Annotated in this window: 16 protein-coding genes and 2 riboswitches; of the genes, 11 read left to right on the top strand and 5 right to left on the bottom strand. The window is 68.1% G+C overall.

The window, feature by feature from the left end; genetic code table 11:
• From BJG92_RS07800 to BJG92_RS07790, 3 genes are read right to left on the bottom strand one after another with little or no spacing between them, the layout of a single operon-like run.
• A complete protein-coding gene (locus BJG92_RS07800) occupies positions 1-1,656 on the bottom strand; it encodes a DNA repair helicase XPB (RefSeq protein ID WP_232083453.1) in 1,656 nt (551 codons plus the stop codon).
• Entirely contained in the window at positions 1,653-4,145 is a 2,493-nt protein-coding gene (locus BJG92_RS07795) for a helicase-associated domain-containing protein (protein ID WP_232083452.1), read from the bottom strand. The genes BJG92_RS07800 and BJG92_RS07795 overlap by 4 nt, the downstream gene beginning before the upstream one ends.
• Before the next feature lie 10 nt (positions 4,146-4,155).
• On the bottom strand, positions 4,156-4,389 hold the full coding sequence (locus BJG92_RS07790) for a hypothetical protein (protein ID WP_232083451.1): 234 nt from the start codon (positions 4,387-4,389) through the stop codon (positions 4,156-4,158).
• 178 nt (positions 4,390-4,567) lie between these two features.
• Between BJG92_RS07790 and BJG92_RS07785 the strand changes: the two genes are divergently transcribed.
• Genes BJG92_RS07785 through BJG92_RS07775 form a run of 3 tightly spaced genes read left to right on the top strand, consistent with a single transcriptional unit; the run spans position 4,568 to position 6,836 of the window.
• Positions 4,568-4,951, top strand: a complete 384-nt coding sequence (locus tag BJG92_RS07785; RefSeq protein WP_232083450.1) for a cold-shock protein — start codon at positions 4,568-4,570, stop codon at positions 4,949-4,951.
• Positions 4,952-4,959: 8 nt separating this feature from the next.
• A complete protein-coding gene (locus BJG92_RS07780) occupies positions 4,960-5,526 on the top strand; it encodes a DUF3027 domain-containing protein (RefSeq protein WP_374199772.1) in 567 nt (188 codons plus the stop codon).
• Between the two features lie 44 nt (positions 5,527-5,570).
• Entirely contained in the window at positions 5,571-6,836 is a 1,266-nt protein-coding gene (locus BJG92_RS07775) for an MFS transporter (protein WP_232083485.1), read from the top strand.
• Between the two features lie 29 nt (positions 6,837-6,865).
• On the opposite strand, the gene serC is transcribed toward BJG92_RS07775, so the two are convergent.
• Positions 6,866-7,993 carry a phosphoserine transaminase gene (gene serC / locus BJG92_RS07770; RefSeq protein WP_232083449.1) on the bottom strand — a complete coding sequence of 376 codons (1,128 nt, stop codon included), beginning with the start codon at positions 7,991-7,993 and terminating at the stop codon, positions 6,866-6,868.
• Between the two features lie 296 nt (positions 7,994-8,289).
• Between serC and BJG92_RS07765 the strand changes: the two genes are divergently transcribed.
• The 8 genes from BJG92_RS07765 to BJG92_RS07730 all read left to right on the top strand — a co-directional run bounded on the left by BJG92_RS07765 (position 8,290) and on the right by BJG92_RS07730 (position 18,911).
• Positions 8,290-8,985, top strand: a complete 696-nt coding sequence (locus BJG92_RS07765) for a metal-dependent transcriptional regulator (protein ID WP_232083448.1) — start codon at positions 8,290-8,292, stop codon at positions 8,983-8,985.
• A gap of 121 nt (positions 8,986-9,106) precedes the next feature.
• A riboswitch (cyclic di-AMP (ydaO/yuaA leader) is annotated at positions 9,107-9,347 on the top strand.
• A gap of 4 nt (positions 9,348-9,351) precedes the next feature.
• Complete coding sequence (locus tag BJG92_RS07760) at positions 9,352-10,173, top strand: M23 family metallopeptidase (RefSeq protein WP_232083447.1); 822 nt, start codon at positions 9,352-9,354, stop codon at positions 10,171-10,173.
• Between the two features lie 149 nt (positions 10,174-10,322).
• Positions 10,323-10,482: riboswitch (cyclic di-AMP (ydaO/yuaA leader) on the top strand.
• A gap of 261 nt (positions 10,483-10,743) precedes the next feature.
• Positions 10,744-11,523 carry an NlpC/P60 family protein gene (locus BJG92_RS07755; RefSeq protein ID WP_232083446.1) on the top strand — a complete coding sequence of 260 codons (780 nt, stop codon included), beginning with the start codon at positions 10,744-10,746 and terminating at the stop codon, positions 11,521-11,523.
• Positions 11,524-11,754: 231 nt separating this feature from the next.
• Positions 11,755-12,255 carry an HNH endonuclease gene (locus BJG92_RS07750; protein WP_232083445.1) on the top strand — a complete coding sequence of 167 codons (501 nt, stop codon included), beginning with the start codon at positions 11,755-11,757 and terminating at the stop codon, positions 12,253-12,255.
• 49 nt (positions 12,256-12,304) lie between these two features.
• Positions 12,305-13,291 (top strand): DUF6457 domain-containing protein, encoded by a 987-nt coding sequence (locus BJG92_RS18540; protein ID WP_232083444.1) that lies wholly within the window; start codon positions 12,305-12,307, stop codon positions 13,289-13,291.
• Entirely contained in the window at positions 13,288-14,769 is a 1,482-nt protein-coding gene (locus BJG92_RS07740) for a molybdopterin molybdotransferase MoeA (RefSeq protein WP_232083443.1), read from the top strand. Before BJG92_RS18540 ends, BJG92_RS07740 begins: the two co-directional genes overlap by 4 nt.
• Before the next feature lie 113 nt (positions 14,770-14,882).
• Positions 14,883-15,755 (top strand): formate dehydrogenase accessory sulfurtransferase FdhD, encoded by an 873-nt coding sequence (gene fdhD / locus BJG92_RS07735; RefSeq protein WP_232083442.1) that lies wholly within the window; start codon positions 14,883-14,885, stop codon positions 15,753-15,755.
• 111 nt (positions 15,756-15,866) lie between these two features.
• Positions 15,867-18,911, top strand: coding sequence for a glycoside hydrolase family 38 C-terminal domain-containing protein (locus BJG92_RS07730; RefSeq protein WP_232083441.1), 3,045 nt, complete (start codon positions 15,867-15,869; stop codon positions 18,909-18,911).
• Between the two features lie 223 nt (positions 18,912-19,134).
• On the opposite strand, the gene BJG92_RS07725 is transcribed toward BJG92_RS07730, so the two are convergent.
• A complete protein-coding gene (locus BJG92_RS07725) occupies positions 19,135-19,878 on the bottom strand; it encodes a hypothetical protein (protein WP_232083440.1) in 744 nt (247 codons plus the stop codon).
• Between the last annotated feature and the right edge of the window lie 156 nt (positions 19,879-20,034).

The following is a 20,034-nucleotide window of genomic DNA, read 5'->3' as shown; positions in this document are numbered from 1 at the left end:
TCAGTCGGTGGAGGAGCTGGTCCCGACGTCGTTGGCGTCCATGATGCGGTACGCGTAGCCCTGCTCCGCGAGGAAGCGCTGGCGCTTGGCTGCGAAGTCCTGATCCAGGGTGTCCCGGGCCACCAGCGAATAGAATCGGGCGGCACGGCCGTCTTTCTTGGGCCGAAGCAGCCTGCCCAGGCGCTGGGCCTCCTCCTGGCGGGAGCCGAAGGAACCGGAGACCTGGATGGCGACCGAGGCCTCGGGCAAGTCGATGGAGAAGTTGGCGACCTTGGATACCACGAGCGTCTGCACGTCGCCGGCACGGAAGGCATCAAAGAGCTTCTGGCGTTCCTTCACCGGGGTGTCGCCCTTGATGACCGGGGCCTGCAGGCGCTCGCCGATCTCATCGAGCTGGTCGATGTACTGGCCGATCACCAGCAGCTGCTCGCCGGCGTGTTGTGCCACCAGCTGTTCCACCACGAGCGTCTTGGACTCGGAGGTGGCGCACAGCCGGTACTTGTCCGCATCCTCGGCCATCGCGTAGGCCACCCGTTCGTCGCGGGGCAGGTCGATCCGGACCTCGACGCAGTCCGCCGGGGCGATGTAGCCCTGGGCCTCGATGTCCTTCCACGGGGCGTCGTAGCGTTTCGGGCCGATCAGGCTGAATACCTCGCCCTCGCGGCCGTCCTCGCGGACCAGTGTGGCGGTGAGGCCAAGCCGGCGCCGGGCCTGCAGGTCCGCCGTCATCCGGAAGATCGGGGCGGGCAGCAGATGGACCTCGTCGTAGATGATCAGCCCCCAGTCGTTGCCGTCCACGAGCTCCAGGTGCGGGTAGAGCCCGCCGCGCTTGGTGGTCAGCACCTGGTAGGTGGCGATCGTGACGGGGCGGACTTCCTTGACGGAGCCGGAGTACTCGCCAATCTCGCCTTCGGTGAGGGACGTCCGCTTGAGCAGCTCGTCCTTCCACTGCCGGGCGGACACGGTGTTGGTGACCAGGATGAGCGTCGTCGTGGAGCTCGTGGCCATCGCGGCCGCACCCACGAGCGTCTTGCCGGCGCCGCAGGGGAGCACGACGACGCCGCTGCCGCCGGCCCAGAAGTTCTCCATGGCCAGCTGCTGGTAGGGCCGGAGCTTCCAACCGGTTTCGTTGAGCATGATGGGGTGGGGCGTGCCGTTGACGTAGCCGGCCAGGTCCTCCGCCGGCCAGCCGATCTTGAGCAGCAGCTGCTTGAGCTGGCCGCGCTGGGAGGAATGCACCACCACGGTTTCGCCGTCGATCCTGGGCCCCAGCAGGGGAGCGATCTTCTTGGCCCGGCTGACCTCCTCAAGCACCGGGTAGTCCGATGTCCGCATAACGAGTCCGTGCTGCGGGTCCTTCTCGAGCCGCAGCCGTCCGTAGCGGGACATCGTCTCTTCGACGTCGATCAGCAGGGAATGCGGGACAGGGAAGCGCGAGTACTTCAGGAGCGTGTCGAGCACCTTTTCGGCGTCGAGCCCGGCAGCCCGGGCGTTCCAGAGGCCCAGCGGCGTGAGCCGGTAGCTGTGCATGTGCTCGGGGGCACGCTCCAGCTCTGCGAAGGGCGCTATGGCGTGGCGTGCCTCGGTGGCCAGTTCGTGCTCGACCTCAAGCAGGATGGTTTTGTCACTCTGGACGATCAGCGGTCCGTCGTTCACTGGAGCAATTCCTCTACGGCTTCGACGTCGATAATCCGGTGGATGGACACGACGCGTTCGATTTCCTTGTCCGGATCGAAGATGCGGACCCGCCCACCGCTCACTGCTACCGGAACAACCGTTTCGCGGACGGCATTCCCCATGCTGTCCACGATGTTCATCATCACGCGCTGTTTGAGCCGGATGGCCTTCTGGAGCGTCTCGAGCCCCAGCTGGGTCGCCTCTTCGCTCCCGCGGGCCGCTGCGGGGTGACTGGCGGTCCCGCTGCCGGCGGGCCGTTCGGCGCGCAGCACGGCCAGCTGGGCGTCAACGTCGGCCTCCGGAGGGGCGGTGCGCGGGGCGCTGTAGATCGGGCGGGCACTGCCCGGGACCGCGGTGCTGCGGCGCAGCCGGACCAGGCCGGACTCGGGTTCTTCCACCGCCGGGGACAGCCCAAGCCCCCGCAGGACGTGAGCGGTTTCCCGCGGGGGCGAGTGCGAAATCAGCACCGTGGGCGCGATTTCCACGAGGCCCAGGCCGGAGGCGGCGGAGGTGTTCAGGAGTTCCAGCAGCGCGGTCTCGTCGTCGCTCTGGATGAAGCTGGCGGCGGTCCCCACCCGGAGCCTGGCGTGGCGGGCGGCGGTGTCTTCAATGAGGTAGCTGAGGGGCTGCGGGATGGCCGTGGCCGAATGCAGGCGCAGGAAGTCCAGCAGGGCCTTCGCGTCCTGGCCGGCGTCGAGCGCACGTCGGACCGAGGCGACAGAGAACCGGTAGATGGTGGCAGGCCCCTGGCCTTCGGCGTCGGCCATCGTCAGGAGCTTCTCGCTGAGTTCCGGCGCGAGATACCCAGGGGCCACCGCGGTCAGGTCCGCCTGGAGCAGGACGTGGTTCAGTGCTGCCGGGAGGTGTTCACCCAGTATTCCGAGGGCCTCGTCGGGCTGTTCGTCGGCGATCGCCGCCCCGATCTGGGACAGGGCGCCGGAGCCGATCAGGCCCAGCATCTCCGCCTCGGACAGGACTCCGCGGACCAGCGAGCTGAAGCGCCGTGCCATCCTGGGCTGGCTCCAGTCGGCACGCTCCAGCACGGCCGCGGCATCCAGCACGGGGGCCTGGCCGTCTGCAGCCGCGGCTTCCCTGGTGAGTTCGTTGAGGATTTCCAGGATCCGCTTCCGGACCACGGGGGCGTCGGGCCGCTGGGCTTCGGCGGAGAGCGCGTTGATGGTGGTGCCTGCTGTGCCGCGGTGCATGCCCGGGCCCGAGGCGACGCCGTTGACGGGCTGGCCCACGAGCGAGGGCGCCCGTTCGCTGGCGAGCCAGGCGTTGACAAGCCAGAGCCATTGCTCCTGCCGCGGGAGCGTCAGCCATTCGAGCTGAGGTGGCTGCACCCATGCGGAACTGTCCACGTCCAGCCGCAGCAGCCCGGCGAGGGCGCAGAGCTCGGCGAGGATCCCGGCCTCAGGCAGCTCGATCCGCAGGGCATCGGCCAGCCGTTTCATTTCGCGGACGCCGACACCGCCGCTGCGGAGGGTGATGAGGGGCTGATTGTGGACGCTGTACAGCAGCTCGCCCACGAGCCGCAGGGTTTCGGCGATCGCGCCCAGGGCCGCGTTGCGACGCAGCGCGGCACTCGTGCAGCCCAGCTGCGGCACGGGAGGCACCAGGGCGAAGTTCTCGATGACGAAGCCGCCGCGCAGCGAGACGCCCACGCTGTGCGGGAGTTCAACGTGGGCGGCGTCCAGCGGCACCAGGAGGCCGCGGGCCAGCAGCCAGTCCACGGGTCCGACGTCGGAGCCCTCGTGAAGCACGGAGGCGCGGCGCTGTGCCTGGGGGACGGCGCCCATGGCCCAGTTCCCGAACCGCGCGAGGAGCGCGCCGGTGCGGTCGGGGGCGCCGGCAAGGATCTGCTGGAGGGATTCCGGCGTGGCTGTCCAGTGCTGCAGGGACAGGGCCGCATCCATCGGCGTGGTGGCGGGGGAGATCGCGGCGCCGCTGCGGTGCAGTTCCGCGACGAGCTGGACGACGTGCGCGGAGAACGCGGGCTGGAGCCTGACCAGCTCGGTGTAGCTGCGGCCCAGCCCGGCCGGGTAGATGCCGATGACGTCCTTGAGGCTTCCCACGGGCAAGTAGTGGCGCTGCTTTGCTGCGGCCGGGCCGGCGCCGTGCGGCGGGTCGGCCCGGTGGACGAGGGCAAGTTCCTGGAGGGCGTGCAGGAACCGTTCGATGGCGGCGATCGAGGAGCCGTTGATGAGCTTCTTCAGCATCGCCGCCGTGGCGCTGTGTCCGGTGTCCGTGTTGGTGCACAGATGCAGGGTTTCCAGCACCTGCATCTCGGGCCGGTTGAGCCGCTCAAGGGCCCGCTGCACGCTCACCCGGCCGCTTGCCCGCGCTGCGAGGGCGGCGAAGTCCGGGACGCCTGGGGAGATGAGGTCCGGCCGCGCGGAGAACAGCGCCCGCAACGAGTCGTCGCTGCGTGCCTGGAGTTCTTTGCTGAGCGCGCGGATAAGGGACATCGGTCCAACGTTACCTTTCGCCTGGTCCTTGCGTCCGGCGTCGGGCTGCGACGCCGTCGATCACGAGGAAAAGCATAAGCAGGAAAGCCAGCGGCAGCCCATAGAGGGCTGTGGAGGTGATCCAGACGGGGGCCACCGCGTGGTTGAAGGCCATGGCCATCACGACGCCGACGGCAACGAGGGACAGCACGGCGACAGCGGCCGCGATGAACAACAGGGGCCGCCGGAAACGCAGTGGTGTCATGGGAGTAACGCTAACAGCACGGCTTCTCCCGCGCCCCAAACCGTCAAAGTGGGTCGGGCAGGATAACCTTGGGGGAACAGACCAACATGGTCCGGGCAGTCACACCCTGAACCCGCACATCACTGCAGATGCGGTGACAGCCGGCCAAGTCCCCAGCAGAACGAAGAAGGTTGATTACGTGCCTACCGGCAAGGTCAAGTGGTATGACAAGGAAAAAGGCTTCGGCTTCCTGGCCGGCGAGGACGGCCAGGAAGTCTTCCTGCCCAAGTCCGCACTGCCCGAGGGCGTAACGGACCTCAAGCCCGGGACCCGCGTCGAGTTCGGCGTGGCCGACGGCCGCAAGGGCGCCCAGGCGCTCGGACTGCGCGTGCTGGACAAGACGCCGTCCATCGCCAAGGCCAAGCGGCCAAGTGCGAAGGATCTGGCCCCGCTGGTGCAGGACCTCGTCACCGTGCTGGACAACTTGTCCGGGACGCTTTCGGCGGGCAAGTACCCGGAAGGCACCAAGGGCAAGGCGATCGCCATCGCCCTGCGTAAGGTTGCCGACGAGCTGGACGCGTAAGGTACCTGATGACCCCGGAACCTGAACAGAACTCCTCCGGCGCAGCCGGAATGCCGGCTGCCGGATCCAAGGCAGCAGGGTCCACCCCGCGCGCCGGCGTTCCTCGCTGGCGCACCGGCAAACCCGACGCCGTCCTGGCCGGCGCCGTCGACGTCGCCCGCACGGCTGTGGAAGGCATCGCCCCGGCCGGGCAGGTTGGCCGGCACCTGGGCGCCAAGAGTGAGGGCGACCGGCTGGTCACCCACCTCTTCGAATCGCAGCTGCCCGGCTACCTGGGCTGGCAGTGGTATGCCGTGCTGACCCGCAACTCACGGTCCAAGGTGGTCACCGTCGATGAGCTCGGCCTGCTGCCTTCCGAAGACTCGGTCCTGGCACCCGTTTGGGTCCCGTGGGCCGAGCGTGTGCGCCCGGGCGACGAGCAGGAGGACGAGGCGCCGGCGGACGCCGCCGCGGCCGTGGCCGAGGACGCAGCCCCTGCCGAGGAGTCCGGCGCTGCGGACGCCGCCGGAGCCGGTGACGATGACGGCGATGACGCCGACGGCGCCGGTGACGAGCCATTCAACGAGGTCGACTAGGGATTGGAACTGTCAGGGGCGATGAACTCTGAGGGCCGGGCATGATGTCCACCTTCAAGTCCTTGCACATCCTGAACTACCGGATCTGGTTCATCGGTGCCCTGATCTCCAACATCGGCACCTGGATGCAGCGCACCGCGCAGGATTGGCTGGTCTTTGACCACCTGACCGGGCAGGACGCGGGGGCCATGGGCATCACCATGGCCCTGCAGCTCGGGCCGCAGCTCTTCCTGGCGCCCGTGGCGGGACTGGTAGCCGACCGGTTCAACCGAAAACAACTGCTTGTCGCCACGCAGTCCGCGATGGCGCTGCTCAGCGCGGCGCTGGGAATCCTGGTGGTCTCCGGCGCAGTGCAGCTCTGGCATGTGTACGGCTTTGCCCTGCTGCTCGGCGTCGTCTCAGCCCTCGATGCCCCGGTGCGCCAGACCTTCGTCTCCGAGCTCGTCCGGGACGACTACCTGCCCAACGCGGTGGCCCTCAACAGCGCCTCCTTCAACGTGGCCAGAATGATTGGACCAGCCGTCGCCGGCGTCCTGACGGTGGCCGTCGGCCCCGGCTGGGTCTTCCTGATCAACACCTTGACGTTCGTGGCACTCCTGCTGAGCCTGAGAATGATTCCCTCGGACTCGCTCCGCCAGCTTCCGCGGGCGGCGGCCGGCAAGGGCCGGATCCGGGAAGGGTTGCGTTATGTCCGGCTCCGCCCGGACCTTGTGGTGGTGCTCGTGGCGGTCTTCATTGTGGGGACCCTGGGACTTAACTTTGTGCTGTTCATCGCGGCCATGGTCGGGACGGAATTCGGCCTCGACGCCGGCGCCTTCGGACTGATGAACTCGATCATGGCCATCGGCTCTGTCACCGGGGCGTTGCTCGCTGCCGGCCGGAAGAAGCCAAGGCTCCGGGTCATCTTCGGGGCCGCCGCAGCCTTTGGCGTGACCTCGGGCCTGGCGGCGCTGGCCCCCAGCTACTTCTGGTTCGGCGTCGCGCTGGTCCCGGTGGGTCTGTTCGCGATCACCATGATGACCAGCGCCAACGGCTATGTCCAGACCACCACGGACCCGGTGATGCGGGGCCGGGTGATGGCGCTCTACATGGCCATCTTCATGGGCGGCACACCGATCGGGGCGCCGCTCGTGGGGTGGGTCGCGAACGTCGCCGGCCCCCGCTGGTCCATGAGCGTCGCGGCGGCCTCAGGCTTGATCGCAGCCCTGATCGGGCTGCTCTGGATCATCCGGGCCAAGCGGCTGCGGATCGGCTTCGACCGCCGGGCCCGCGGACTCCGCTACTTCCGCGTTCGATCCGTCGAACGCTGACGCACCAGCGCGGGCACAGTGTTGCGTGGCTACTTCTTCAGCTCGCCCACAACGTAGTCGATGCAGTCGAGCAGGGCCGACACGTCATCCGGCTCGATGGCAACGAACGTGGCGATCCGCAGCTGGTTGCGGCCAAGCTTTCGGTACGGCTCGGTATCCACGACGCCGTTGGCGCGGAGCACCTTCGCGATGGCGGCGGCATCGATCGAGTCGTCGAAGTCGATGGTGGCGATGACGTTGGAGCGGTCCTCGGCCTTCGCAACGAACGGCGTGGCGTACCCGGAGGCCTCGGCCCAGTGGTAGATCCGGCCGGCGGAGTCCGCGGTCCGCGAAGAAGCGAAGTCCAGCCCGCCGTTGGCGTTGAGCCACTGAACCTGGGCGTCCAGGGTGACCAGCGTGGCCAGCGCCGGGGTGTTGTAGGTCTGGTTCAGCCGCGAGTTGTCGATCGCAGTCTGGAGGTCCAGGAAATCCGGGATCCAGCGGCCGCCCGCCTTGATCCGCGCCGCGCGCTCCAGTGCCGCCGGGGAGAACAGGCCAAGCCAGAGGCCGCCGTCGGACGCGAAGTTCTTCTGCGGAGCGAAGTAATACACGTCAGACTCCGCCACGTCCACCTCCAGGCCGCCGGCCGCGGACGTGGCGTCCACCAGCACGAGGGAGCCCTCATCGGCACCCGCTACGCGCCGGACCGGAGCGGCGACCCCCGTCGAGGTCTCGTTCTGCGGCCATGCGTACACGTCGACGCCGGCTTCCGCCCTGGCGAGCGGGCGGGTGCCCGGCTCGGATTTGATGATGGAGGACTCCGCCAGGAACGGCGCCTTATTGGTGGCCGAGGCAAACTTCGAGCCGAACTCGCCGAAAGACAGATGCTGTGCCTTGTTCTCCACGAGCCCGAAGCTGGCGATGTCCCAGAACGCCGTGGAACCGCCGACGCCGAGGATGACCTCATAGCCGTCGGGAGCGCGGAAAAACTGGCTGAGGCCGTTCCGGACCGAGCCGACCAGATTCTTGACCGGCGGCTGGCGGTGGGAGGTCCCCAGCAGTTTCGCCGAGGCGGCTAGGGCCGCCATCTGTTCCGGACGGACCTTGGACGGTCCTGCGCCGAACCGGCCGTCCCGGGGAAGGATGTCTGCGGGAATCGTGATGCTGGTGTCGCTCACAGGGGCTCCAATGTTCGGCTGGTACAAAGTGTGGCTCGGGAGGTGGCCCGGCAGGGTGGCTGCGGCGGAGCCTCCTTTTCATTCTGCCTGACTGCGCCGGGCGGGCGGGAAAGGAGCCCGTCACAGTCCGGTCATCGAGACGCCCCCGGCGGTGCCGGAGGCGGCTGCGGGATTATCCGGACAAATTCAAAACAGGCTAAGCTGTCCTGCGGACGCACGGCCGAGCTCGCCAGGGCTCATCTTGCCCGCGGTACGGTGGGAATGACGCAAGGACGGCGCTCGAGGAGCTGAGCTGAATGACGGATCTGATCGATACTACGGAGATGTATCTTCGGACCATCCTGGAACTTGAAGAAGAAAACATCGTCGCGCTCCGCGCCCGCATCGCCGAAAGGCTGCGCCATTCCGGCCCGACTGTTTCCCAGACCATTGGCCGCATGGAGCGCGACGGCCTGGTAGTTGTTTCCGGCGACCGCCACCTTGAGCTGACGGAAACCGGCCGGAAACGTGCCATCGGAGTCATGCGCAAGCACCGGCTCGCGGAGCGCCTGCTGGCCGACGTGATCGGACTCGACTGGGCCTACGTCCACGAGGAGGCCTGCCGGTGGGAGCACGTCATGAGTGAACGCGTGGAGCGGCGCATCTTCGAACTGCTCGACCACCCGACCGTTTCCCCTTACGGCAACCCGATTCCAGGCCTCGCGGAACTCGGCGGCCTGCCGTCCCAGCCGCACGCGGACGGCGCCGTCAACCTGCTCGAAGCCATGGCAGGCTACGGCGCCGATTCCCGGATCACCGTCAACCGTCTTGCCGAGCCCATCCAGGTAGAGCCCGAACTCCTCGTCCAGCTGGACGAGGGAGGAATCCGTCCCGGGGCCCTCGTGTCGCTGGAGCGGGTGGGGGAGTACATCTCGGTGCGTGTGCCGGACATCGAAGGTGCACTCGAGTTGCCCCCCGAAGTCGCCGCCCACGTGTTTGTTACCGTCGGTTAACCAGCCGTCACCGGGCCGGTGGTGGGACGACCCACACGTTATGCACAGGGTCGGTAACGGATTTATTACTGGGCTGCTTAATCGCCTATAGTTGGTGGCTAGTACCGATACCAAAGCGTTATCTGATCCGAAGCCGAGCTCTGCCAGCGGATCAGTTGCAGAGTCACCTACTGGCAGGGGCGGGGGAACCACTTCCGGCTGTTGCAAAGCAGCCTCGGGGTGAAGTCCGCCAGCGGCAAGCACTGCAGTAGGAGCTCTTTTTGGATGCCTCCGAGCCTGGGCGCTTGCCGCGGCGGACCGGGTCTTGGATTTCTCCGACCCGAATCCGACAGCTAACTTCGCAGGCTATCCAGAGAGGAACCGTTCTTGACCACCCAGACCGCCAGGGGCCGCCGCCGTTCGACCGGCCCCGCTCCGGAGCCGCGCCCGGGCGTCGCCGCCTCGGGCGACCGCCCACGCGACGCGCACCGCAATGAACGGCGGGGCCGCCGGAGCCCGTTCCGTCAGGTAACAGAGTTCGCGGCCGCCAGCGGTGTTGGTCAGAAAGCCGGTATGGCCCTGGCTGCCACTGGTCTGGTCCTGACGGTTGCGGTACCTGCCACCGGCCCGGTGATGGCCACCAGCGAAGCCTCGCCCGCAGGCTCTGTCTCCGCCGCGCAGCCCGACGTCACCGCGGCAGCAGGCGCGAAGCTCGACTTCAACCGGACGGCCGTCACCACCCAGGGCGATCCGGACGGAAAGCTCAAGCAATTGCTGGGCGCCCAGTCCGCCGGCAGTATCACCCGTGCCGCCTCCTCCGGAAGCCTCGGCGCTCCGCTGGAGGCCATGACCACCGTCTCGGCCTTCGGGCTGCGAGTGAGCCCCATCACCGGCGGATCCGGCGAGTTCCACCGCGGCCAGGACTTTGCGGCTCAGTGCGGAACCACCGTCCACGCTGCTGCCGCCGGCAAGGTCACGTTTAGTGGATGGCACCCCTACGGCGGTGGCAACCGAGTGGTGATCGACCACGGCAACGGCCTGGAGACCACCTACAACCACTTGTCGTCATCGAGCGTCAAGGTGGGCCAGCAGGTCTCCCGCGGCGATGTCGTCGCGATGAGCGGGACCACCGGGGCCTCCACCGGCTGCCACCTGCACTTCGAGGTCATGGTCAACGGCGACGTCGTTGACCCCACCGGCTGGCTCTAAACCAAGCCGAGGCATCACTCTCGCATTCGCCCGACACGCCGTGATCTGAATGTGACATTGAATCCGAACTGCTGTACCGTATGGGGTACGCCAACTTTTCCGAAGTTGGCGCTCTTGAGTGGATTGCCTAGCTCTGCCACCGCTCAAGGTCCGTTCGCATGACATCGTCTGGCAGGGGCGGGGGAACCAATTTTGGCCTTCGAAAGAAGGCCTTGGGGTTAAGTCGCACAAGCTTCCCAGGAAGCCGCGCGGCCGGGTGACTCCCATCCGAATCCGACAGCTCACCTCGTAGGCATTGGGAGAGGCTACTTTCGTGTCTTCACGCCACAATGCTGCGCGTCACCGCGCTTGCGCGGCTCTTTCGAGCCCGCTGGAATCCGACTTTCGTGCTGCCCTTGCCGGCGCCCGGATTGGATCACATTCCGCAGTGCCCGCTTCTGGCGCGTCTTCGCAGTACACCCTTCGCTAAGTAACCCATTCGGGGCGATCCGGCGTACCCCCAAGATGCCGGAGCGTCCTCAGAAACGCGCCTTCAGAGCGCTTTCCCAGGAACACGAAAGAGAGAACTTAATGACTACTCGTGCTATCGCACGGCACCGCGCCGAGGTCACCAAGACCAACTCGCTGGCTGTCATTGCCAAGGCTGTCGGCGACAACGCCGGCGGCATGGGCCGCCAGGCTGCAGTTATCGCTGCCGCTTCCGGTCTGGTCCTGACCAGCGGTATCGCAGCGAACGCTGCTGAGACGAACGTTCAGCGTGAATCCACCTCCGCCTCCGCCATTGAAGTCCAGTCGGCTGCCCCGGCAACGATTTCGGCTGCGTCCAGCATCGCGATTTCCTACGAAAAGCCGGCAGTCACCACCACCCCGGCCCCCGTCGTTGAGGCTCCGGCTCCCGTCGTTGAGGCCCCGAAGCCCGTCGTCAAGGTCCAGGAGGCTGCAGCGGCCACGAAGACCGCCGGCACCAAGGTCGGCACCGCCGCTACGGTGGCCGCCCCGGCCGCGACCGGTGTTGCCAGCGGCATGGGCTCCACGATCGCCGCTGCCGCCTACGCCCAAATCGGCGTTGCGCAGGACTGCACCGCGCTGGCCACAAACGCACTGGCCGCCGCCGGCATCAACTACCACGGCTGGCCGGCAGGTTACCTGTCCCTCGGCCGCACCGTGAGCGCCGCTGAGGCACAGCCGGGCGATCTCGCCTACTACCAGAACGGTGGCGTGGGCATGGCCCACATCGCGGTCTACGTCGGCAACGGCATGGCAGTCCACGGCGGCTGGAACGGCGGAACCACCGCGCTCTACAGCGTCAACGTCGGCTCCGGCCCGGTCTTCATCCGCGTCGGCGGCTAAGCCGCACGGCTTCGAACGAAGCTGATTGACCCAAGGACCCCTGCCCCGGCGGCAGGGGTCCTTTGCGTTGCCGATCCCTGCCCGCCGGCCGACTCGGGCGTCCTGCGGAAAGAAAAATTCGGAGATCCGGCACTTGGGTGTTTACTCTTGTGGTGTCGATCCATAGCCCGACCATGCACAAGGCAGCCGGCCCTGTGCCCCTGGCGGGTGCGGCCGTGAAGAGGTATGCGGATGCGCACTCTCGTTCTGAATGCTGGATATGAACCGCTGGCGGTTATCACCTTCCGCCGGGCGCTGGTTCTTGTGCTGACCGGAAAGGCAAGCGTCGTAGCCGAAGGCGATGAACCGGTCGTAGGGCCCACGGACATCCTTGGCCGCCCGTCGGTGATTCTGCTCCACCGCTACATCCGGCCCCGGTACAACACCAGGACGGCCGTCAGCCGCCGCGGTGTGCTCCGCCGGGACGGGCAGCGCTGCGCCTATTGCGGCAATGCCGCGCACACCATCGACCATGTCCACCCCAAGTCCAGGGGCGGCGCGGATTCGTGGGAGAACCTCGTCGCTGCCTGCCTGCGGTGCAACAACGCCAAGGGCGACCATACGCCGGCCGAGATGGGCTGGAAGCTGAGCTTTGTCCCGGCGCCGCCCAAAGGAACCATCTGGCAGATCAAGGAACTGGAGAAGCCGGCGCCGGCCTGGGACCCGTTCCTGCTGCCGGAATCTGCTGCCTGAACGCTCCGCCTGCGGGGTTTCCGCGCTTCTGTCGCGCTAGGCTGGGCCGGTGGAATTCGATGCTGTCATTCTCGCCGGCGGGCGCTCCTCCCGGCTGGGCGGAGTGCCCAAGTCAGCCCTGGTGTTCGACGGCGCCACGCTCCTTGAGCGGTCGCTGCAGGCTGCCCGCGGGGCGGGCGCCGTCGTCGTCGTCGGGCCGGAGCAGGGAACGCTTCCCGCCGGCGTGCTGAGCTGCCGTGAAGACCCTCCCTTTGCCGGTCCCGCCGCAGCGATCGCGGCCGGACTGGCTGCCCTCCGGGCCCACCATGCCGGCCGCGCTGGCCGCGCCGCGCCGGTGACCCTCGTCCTGGCCTGCGATATGCCGCGGGTGGCTGCCGCAGTGGAGGCTCTCCTTGAAGCCGCGGACGGCCCTCGCACGGACGGCCCCGCCCCGGGAAGCGGCCAACCCCACGACGGGCTCATGGCGTGCCCCGACGGCAGGAAGCAACCACTGGTCGGTTTATATAACACAGCTGCGCTACAACGCTGCGCTGGCGATGCCGCGCGCCGTGGCGCGCTCACAAACGCCTCGGTATTCGCCCTTCTTGCTAGTCTTGAGGTACGGGAAGTTACCGTCCCCACCGGGTCCACCGACGATGTGGATACGTGGGACGACGCCGCCGTGCTCGGGGTATCCGGCCCGGGCCACGGCCATGAACCGGGCCGCCCGTCCGGTACCGCTCAACTGAACCCGACCTTGGAGGCAACGGTGAAAAGCCAGGATGAAACGCTGGAAGACTGGTGCCGTGCCCTGCTTCAGGCACTGGAGCTTGAGGGGGTCGAAGTGGACGTCAACGAGGTCCTTGCCCTGGCCGGTGTGGTGGCGCACGCCGTAGTGCGCCCGGCCGCACCCCTGACAACCTTCATCGCCGGCTTCGCCGCCGGCCTGGCCGCTGGCTCCGGGCAGGCCACGGACGCCGTCTCGATGCAGGCCGCCATGGCCGTGGCACGGAGGCTCGCCAAGGACTACGAGGCCAGCGAAGCCTCCGGGGCATGACGGCTGCACCTCTTCCGGGCGGAGCGGAGGCAGCCGGGGATGAGTACGGCACTGACGCCAGCGGCGAACAGGAGCCGCCCGAACCCGAGGCGCCCCACCGGCGCCTCGCCCACACCTGGCAGGAAGCCCGGCAGCTCGCGTTCGACAGCGCCGTGCCCATCCCGGCCGCCCCCGTGGCCCTGCGCAGCGCGCTGGGGCGGACGCTCGCGGCCGACGTCGCGGCGCTCCACGATATGCCCCACTATGCCTCCTCCGCCATGGACGGCTGGGCAGTCAACGGCGGCGGACCCTGGATCCTGGCCGAGCCCGGCCAGCGGCTGGCCCCGCATCAGGCGAGCCCGATCGTCACCGGAGGGCTGATCCCGCCCGGCGCGAAGGCCGTCTTGCGCAGTGAGAGCGGCAGGATCGGCACAGACGAGGACGGGCTCCCGGTCCTGCGGACCGGCAGCGCCGCCAAACCCGGTGAACCCCGCAACGGAGAACACATCCGCAGGGCCGCAGAGGAAGCCGGCGCTGGCGACGTCCTCATCAAGGCAGGCACCCTGCTCAACCCCGCCCATCTGGCCCTCGCCGCGCTGGCCGGCCACGACACACTGCCGGTCCTCGGCAAAGCCATGGTCCGGCTGGTGCTCACGGGCTCCGAGGTCGTTGCCGCGGGACTTCCCCAGCCGGGGCAGGTCCGCGATACCTTCGGCCCCCAACTGGCCGGCGTCGTGAACATGCTCGGCGGGATTTGTTCCGAAGAGGTCAAGATCGGCGACAGCTACGCCGAGTGGCTGGCGGCGCTCGAGGACACCGAACCCGGCGCCGCCGGTGAGCCGGTCCCCTGGCCGGCCGGTGCACCGGCCGGTGCACCGGCCGCTGAGCCCGGCGCCGGACCCGGCGAGCAGGCGCTGCCCGCCGACGTCGTGATCACCACCGGGGGGACAGGCCGCTCAGGGACGGACCACCTGAGGCGCTCGGTGGCCGAACTCGGCGGACGGCTGCTGGTCGACGGCATCGCCATGCGCCCTGGCCATCCGGCTGTCCTCGCCGAACTGCCGGACGGCCGTTTCGTCATCGGCCTGCCGGGCAATCCGCTTGCGGCCATGATGGCGCTCTCGACGTTGGGAGCCCCGCTTTTGGCGGCCCTGGGCCACCGGGTGCTGCCGCCTGTCGCCGAAGTGCCGTGCGGTTCGATGATCGAACCCGAACCCGGCCGCACCAGGCTGATGCCGTTCCGCCTGCTCTACGGCATGGCGTCGCCAGCGCAGCACACGGGCCCCGGCATGATGCGGGGCCTGGCGGCGGCCGACGGTGTGCTGGTGGTCCCGCCCCACGGCGTGCAGCTGGGCCAGCCGGTCCCGGCCTTCGCTCTTCCGTGGGGCGCCCCCATTCCGGAGCAGGCGGCGGGCGCCCATGCCAAGCCCGCCCCGAAAAGGACCCCCCGGAAGCCGTCCGGCTCCGAGGGGCCCGTGGACTGGAGCGCGCTGCTTTAGCCGGCAGCGCCGGCAGCGGGCTGCCCCGTCCCGGGGCTGCTCCGCGGAATCCCTGTACTGGCCACCCGGCCACGTGCTTGCAATGATGGATACATGTTGGTTAGGAGTACCTGATGGGCCGCGTCACGCAACGCCGCAAGGTGCACAAGTTTGTCCTGGACGGCTCCCCCCAGGCCCTCGAATTCCCGGTCCGGTTCCGCGAGGACGTCCTCGCTGTCGAGGAGCCGCTGGAGATCCGGATCGGCAGCCTGTCCTTCTCCGTCACGATGCGGACCCCCGGCAACGATTTCGACCTCGTGGCCGGATTCCTGGTCTCCGAGGGCGTCATCTGGGAGCCTGATCAGCTGGTCTCCCTCCGGTTCTGCGCCGGCGAAGACGAGGACGGCGTCCAGACGTTCAACGTCGTCGAAGCCCAGCTCCGGCCCGACGTCGAGCGTCCCGACACCGGCCGAAACGTCTTCACCTCCAGCTCCTGCGGAATCTGCGGGACGGAATCCATCGAGGCCGTGCACAAGTCCTCGCACTTCAGCCCTGCCGCCGACCCGCTCACGGTTCCGGTGGAAACGCTCGCGTCCCTGCCGGAGCGCCTGCGGGAGGCGCAGGCCGTGTTCGATGTCACCGGCGGCGTCCACGCTGCCGGGCTGTTCCGGATCGCCGCCGACGGCTCAGCCGAGCTGCTCTGCCTGCGTGAGGACGTCGGCCGGCACAATGCCGTGGACAAGGTGGTGGGCTGGGCCCTGCGTGAGAGGATGCTGCCGCTGAGCGGAACCGTGCTGCAGGTCTCCGGCCGGGCTTCCTTCGAGCTGGTCCAGAAGGCCGCGCTGGCCGGAATCCCCGTGCTGGCGGCGGTCAGCGCGCCGTCCAGCCTGGCCGCCGAACTGGCGGAAGCCAGCGGAATGACGTTGGCAGGGTTCAGCCGCGGCACCAGCCTCAACGTCTACACCGGCCGCCACCGCGTCTCCGTCCCGGTCTCCGCGGTCCGCTGACGGTTCCGCCCGAGGCGGACCGCTTGGTCCTGGGCCTGCGGCGCCGTATGTTTTATCCAGCGAGTGGATGCACACCGGCGCCCTTCCGCACCAGCCCTGAAGAGGTTTACCTTGCACGATGACCGCCGTCTCACGGAAGTCCGGCTGGAGCGCTTTGTGCGCGATCGCATCATTCCCGCCGTCTACCCGCGCAGTGTACCGCTGGCCCTGAGCAGCTGGGACGTCCCGGACGTCCCGGACGAGCCGGTGCCGGTCCTGGAGGCGCTCCGCCAGGACTTCACCCCGCAGGAGCACGGCGCGGCCTGGGGCAGGCCGTGGAGCACCAAGTGGCTGAGGCTCCAGGGCGAGGTCCCGGACGCCTGGGGGAGCGGGGCGGACACGGCGGTGGAAATCGTGGTGGACCTCGGGTTCAGCGGGATCCTTCCCGGTTTCCAGTGCGAGGGAATCGCCTGGCGGTCCGACGGCACCATCATCAAGGCCATCTCCCCGCGCAACCAGTACATCCCGCTGAAGCTGCTGGGCGGCGGCATGTCCGTCGATTTCTACGTCGAGGCGGCGGCGAACCCGGACCTAACCCAGGGGTGGAGTTTTGCCGCCACGCCATACGGCGACAAGGCCACCGCGGGCGCTGAACCGAATTACCGGCTGGGCCGCATCGTCATCGCCGAGCTCAACCAGGCGGTATGGGAGCTCCAGCAGGACATCTGGACGCTCAGCGGACTGATGCACGAGCTGCCCACGGAACTGCCCCGCCGCCACGAGATCCTGCGGGCGCTCGAACGGATGCTGGACATCCTGGACCCAGACGATGTGCCGGGAACCGCGGCCGCCGGCCGTGCGGCGCTCGCTGCCGTCCTGGCCCGTCCGGCGTACGCCTCGGCCCATCAGCTCGTGGCCACCGGACACGCGCACATCGACTCAGCCTGGCTGTGGCCGGTCCGGGAAACCGTCCGAAAATGCGCCCGGACTTTCTCCAACGTCCTGGCACTGATGGACGAGGATCCGGACTTCGTTTTTTCCTGCTCGTCGGCCCAGCAGCTTGCCTGGATCAAGGAACTGTATCCGGAGCTATTCGGGCGGATCCGGGAGAAAGTCAAGACCGGCCAGTTCGTACCGGTGGGCGGCATGTGGGTCGAATCGGACACGAACATGCCCGGGGGCGAGGCCATGGCACGGCAGTTCCTCGAAGGGAAGAGCTTTTTCCTGGCCGAATTCGGCGTCGAATGCCAGGAAGCCTGGCTTCCCGATTCCTTCGGCTACTCCGCGGCCATGCCGCAGATCGTCAAGTCCGCCGGCAGCAGATGGTTCCTGACCCAGAAGATCTCCTGGAACCAGGTCAACCGGATGCCCCACCACACGTTCAACTGGGAGGGGATTGACGGCACCAGGCTGTTCACGCATTTCCCGCCGGTGGACACCTACAACTCGGAGCTGAGCGCCCGGGAACTCGCGCACGCGGAGCGGAACTACCGTGACCATGGACGCGGGAACGTTTCGCTTGTTCCCTTCGGCTATGGCGACGGCGGCGGGGGCCCCACACGTGAAATGCTGGCGGCGGCGCGCCGCACCGCGGACCTCGAAGGGTCCCCGAAGGTCCAGGTGGGTTCCGCCGCGAACTTTTTCGCGCGGGCGGAGGCCGACTACGAGTCGCTGCCTGTCTGGGTCGGCGAAATGTATCTGGAACTGCACCGTGGCACGTATACGAGCCAGGCCAAGACCAAGCTGGGGAACCGGCGCAGCGAGCACCTGTTGCGTGAGGCGGAGCTGTGGTGCGCCACCGCCGCCGTGCGCACGGGCCACCCCTATCCAGCAGCGGAGCTCAAGCGCTTGTGGCGCCTGGTCCTGTTGCAGCAGTTCCACGACATCCTCCCCGGGAGCTCCATCGCGTGGGTGCACCAGGACGCCGAACGGAACTATGCCGCCGTCGGCAGGCAGCTTGAGGCCATCATCGCCGACGCCGGCACGGCAGTCCTGGGTGCCGGCGGGCGGAACTTCCTGCTCAACGCCGCCCCGCACGAGCGCGCGGGTGTTCCCGCCCTCGGGATCGCCGAGCCGGTCCGCGCCGGGCAGGCCGTGCTGGTTACCGAGGCCGAGGGCGGCTACGTCCTGGACAACGGGATCATCCGGGCCGTCATCGACGCCCGCGGGCTGCTGACTTCCCTGCTGGATCACGCCAGCGGGCGCGAGGCCATTGCGCCCGGGCAGTTCGGAAATCTCCTGGAACTGCACCGGGACACCCCCAACGAATGGGACGCCTGGGACATCGACGCCTTCTACCGCCGGAACGTCACGGCGCTGACCGAGGCGAGGTCGGTGACGCTGGAACGGGACGCCCGGGGGGACAGCCCGGACGCCGTCGTCGTGGTGGAACGGCTCGCCGGAAGCTCAGCGGTGACGCAGCGGATCTCGCTTGAGCCGGGATCCGGGTCCCTGGCGATTTCCACTGCCGTGGACTGGCAGGAAAGCGAGAAGCTGCTCAAACTCGGCTTTGCCCTCGACGTCCGGGCGGACCGCTCGGCGTCGGAGACCCAGTTCGGTCACGTGTTCCGGCCGACGCACCTCAACACCTCGTGGGAGGTGGCAAAATTTGAGATCTGCGCGCACCGCTGGATCCACGTTGCCGAGCCCGGCTACGGCGTGGCGGTCTCCAACTCCGCCAGCTATGGCCACGATGTCACCCGGACTATCCGGGCGGACGACGGCGGGACCACCACCACAGTGCGCCTGTCGCTCCTGCGGGCCCCGAAGTTCCCGGACCCCGCCGCGGACCGCGGACGCCATGAACTCAACGTGACGATCCGGCCTGGCGCCAGCATCGCCGACGCGGTCGAGGAGGGCTACCGGACCAATCTGTCGCCGCGGATGATCCGGGGAGCCCACGGCGTGGTGCCGCTGTTCACCGTGGTCAACCAGGCGCTGGTCATCGAATCCGTGAAGCTGGCGGAGGACGGTTCAGGCGATGTGATTGTGCGCCTGTACGAGTCCCTGGGGGAGCGGTCCACCGGAGTGGTGACGGCCCACTTCGACGTCGCCAGCGTCCACACCGTCGATCTGCTGGAAAGAGCCGTGGCGGCGGCGGGAGTGACGCCCGGCCGCGATTCGGTGGATCTGGTGCTCCGGCCCTTCCAGCTGGTGACTTTGAGGTTCGTGCGCTGAGATCCGGGCGGGCGTGCCGCCGCCGGGCAGCCGGACGGCGGCCGGAGGCGGAAGGCCGCTTAAACAGGCTGAGTGGTAGCGGTCCAGATGGACCGCTACCACTCATCCCCCCAATGGCGCTTGGGCGGCTGCCTCGGCTCCGCACGGCTGATTCCCGTACACGAAGCGAATGCCGCTTTCACACATTCATGATTCTCTCACGGTCTAATGATTTTGTGAATGTCTAGTCGGTGATCTTACTAAATGTTGCATTAGTGTTACCTGATTTGCCGGCTATCACCCCGGAGAACCAGAACAGGGCGAGGCCCAGGACGTAGGCCAAGACCGCCGAGTAATTGACCACGTGCTGCCCCAGCGCCCAATCGGGAGGGGCGAAGGAAGCCGGAATACTGAGCACGACGGCGAGGGCGCCGAGGAGCGTCACGAGCGCCGCTGCCCGCACGAGCCGCGGCATCTGGCTCCTGGCCGCAGCCAGCAGGGGTGCCATGAGGATGAGTGAGACAAAAGCCGGGTAGCTGCGGCCGGCGGCGGCATAGAAGGGGGCAAGGAACGCGTTCCGCCCGCCGCTGCCCTGAAGCGCCGCCAAGCCTGCAGAGGACCCCCGCGTGTCCATGAGGAGGAAGAGTACGGTGACGGCCACGCAGCTGATGCCCAGGGCCCAGCGCCCGATGCTTCCGGCTATCAGCCGGTAGCCCGTGGCCGCGGACAGCCCCCGGGTCAGCCGCAGGCCCACCAGCAGGACGGTGGCGAAAACGAGGAACCGCAGGATGAGGTGGGTGAGGTTCCAGCCGCCGAGCACGCCGTCGATCGCCTCATAGGGACCGGAGACCGCGAGCAGGCTGCACAGCGTTGCCAGGAGCAGGATTCCAAAAACGGTTCTGTTCCGTCCGCGCACAGCATCAGGAACGCGGAGGAGAAGAACGGTGCAGCACACCGCCAGCGTGCCCCACTCAAGGAACGCCGTCATCCCGGATCCGTCCAATTTTGCTCGCCTTCTCAGCCTGCAGCGTTCATCAGCTGAAGCCAGTTTGCGTCTTTGACGTCCGCTGCGCCACTGTCTTCCCCAGCCGGATCAGGGCAAGGGGCAGGACCGGACCAAGAATCGCCGTGTAGGCGGAAACGA

Origin of the sequence: Arthrobacter sp. SO5, assembly GCF_020532805.1 — a bacterium.
GTDB lineage: Bacteria > Actinomycetota > Actinomycetes > Actinomycetales > Micrococcaceae > Arthrobacter.
Note: the sequence above shows the minus strand (reverse complement) of the source record. Positions and strands in the feature narration are given on the sequence as shown.

Bases quoted from the DNA above. Each gene is read 5' to 3' on its own strand.
- BJG92_RS07795 (WP_232083452.1), bottom strand. From the start codon at position 4,145: ATGTCCCTTATCCGCGCGCTCAGCAAAGAACTCCAGGCACGCAGCGAC.
- BJG92_RS07790 (WP_232083451.1), bottom strand. From the start codon at position 4,389: ATGACACCACTGCGTTTCCGGCGGCCCCTGTTGTTCATCGCGGCCGCT.
- BJG92_RS07780 (WP_374199772.1), top strand. From the start codon at position 4,960: ATGACCCCGGAACCTGAACAGAACTCCTCCGGCGCAGCCGGAATGCCG.
- BJG92_RS07775 (WP_232083485.1), top strand. From the start codon at position 5,571: ATGTCCACCTTCAAGTCCTTGCACATCCTGAACTACCGGATCTGGTTC.
- BJG92_RS07765 (WP_232083448.1), top strand. From the start codon at position 8,290: ATGACGGATCTGATCGATACTACGGAGATGTATCTTCGGACCATCCTG.
- BJG92_RS07755 (WP_232083446.1), top strand. From the start codon at position 10,744: ATGACTACTCGTGCTATCGCACGGCACCGCGCCGAGGTCACCAAGACC.
- BJG92_RS07750 (WP_232083445.1), top strand. From the start codon at position 11,755: ATGCGCACTCTCGTTCTGAATGCTGGATATGAACCGCTGGCGGTTATC.
- BJG92_RS07740 (WP_232083443.1), top strand. From the start codon at position 13,288: ATGACGGCTGCACCTCTTCCGGGCGGAGCGGAGGCAGCCGGGGATGAG.
- fdhD (WP_232083442.1), top strand. From the start codon at position 14,883: ATGGGCCGCGTCACGCAACGCCGCAAGGTGCACAAGTTTGTCCTGGAC.
- BJG92_RS07725 (WP_232083440.1), bottom strand. From the start codon at position 19,878: ATGACGGCGTTCCTTGAGTGGGGCACGCTGGCGGTGTGCTGCACCGTT.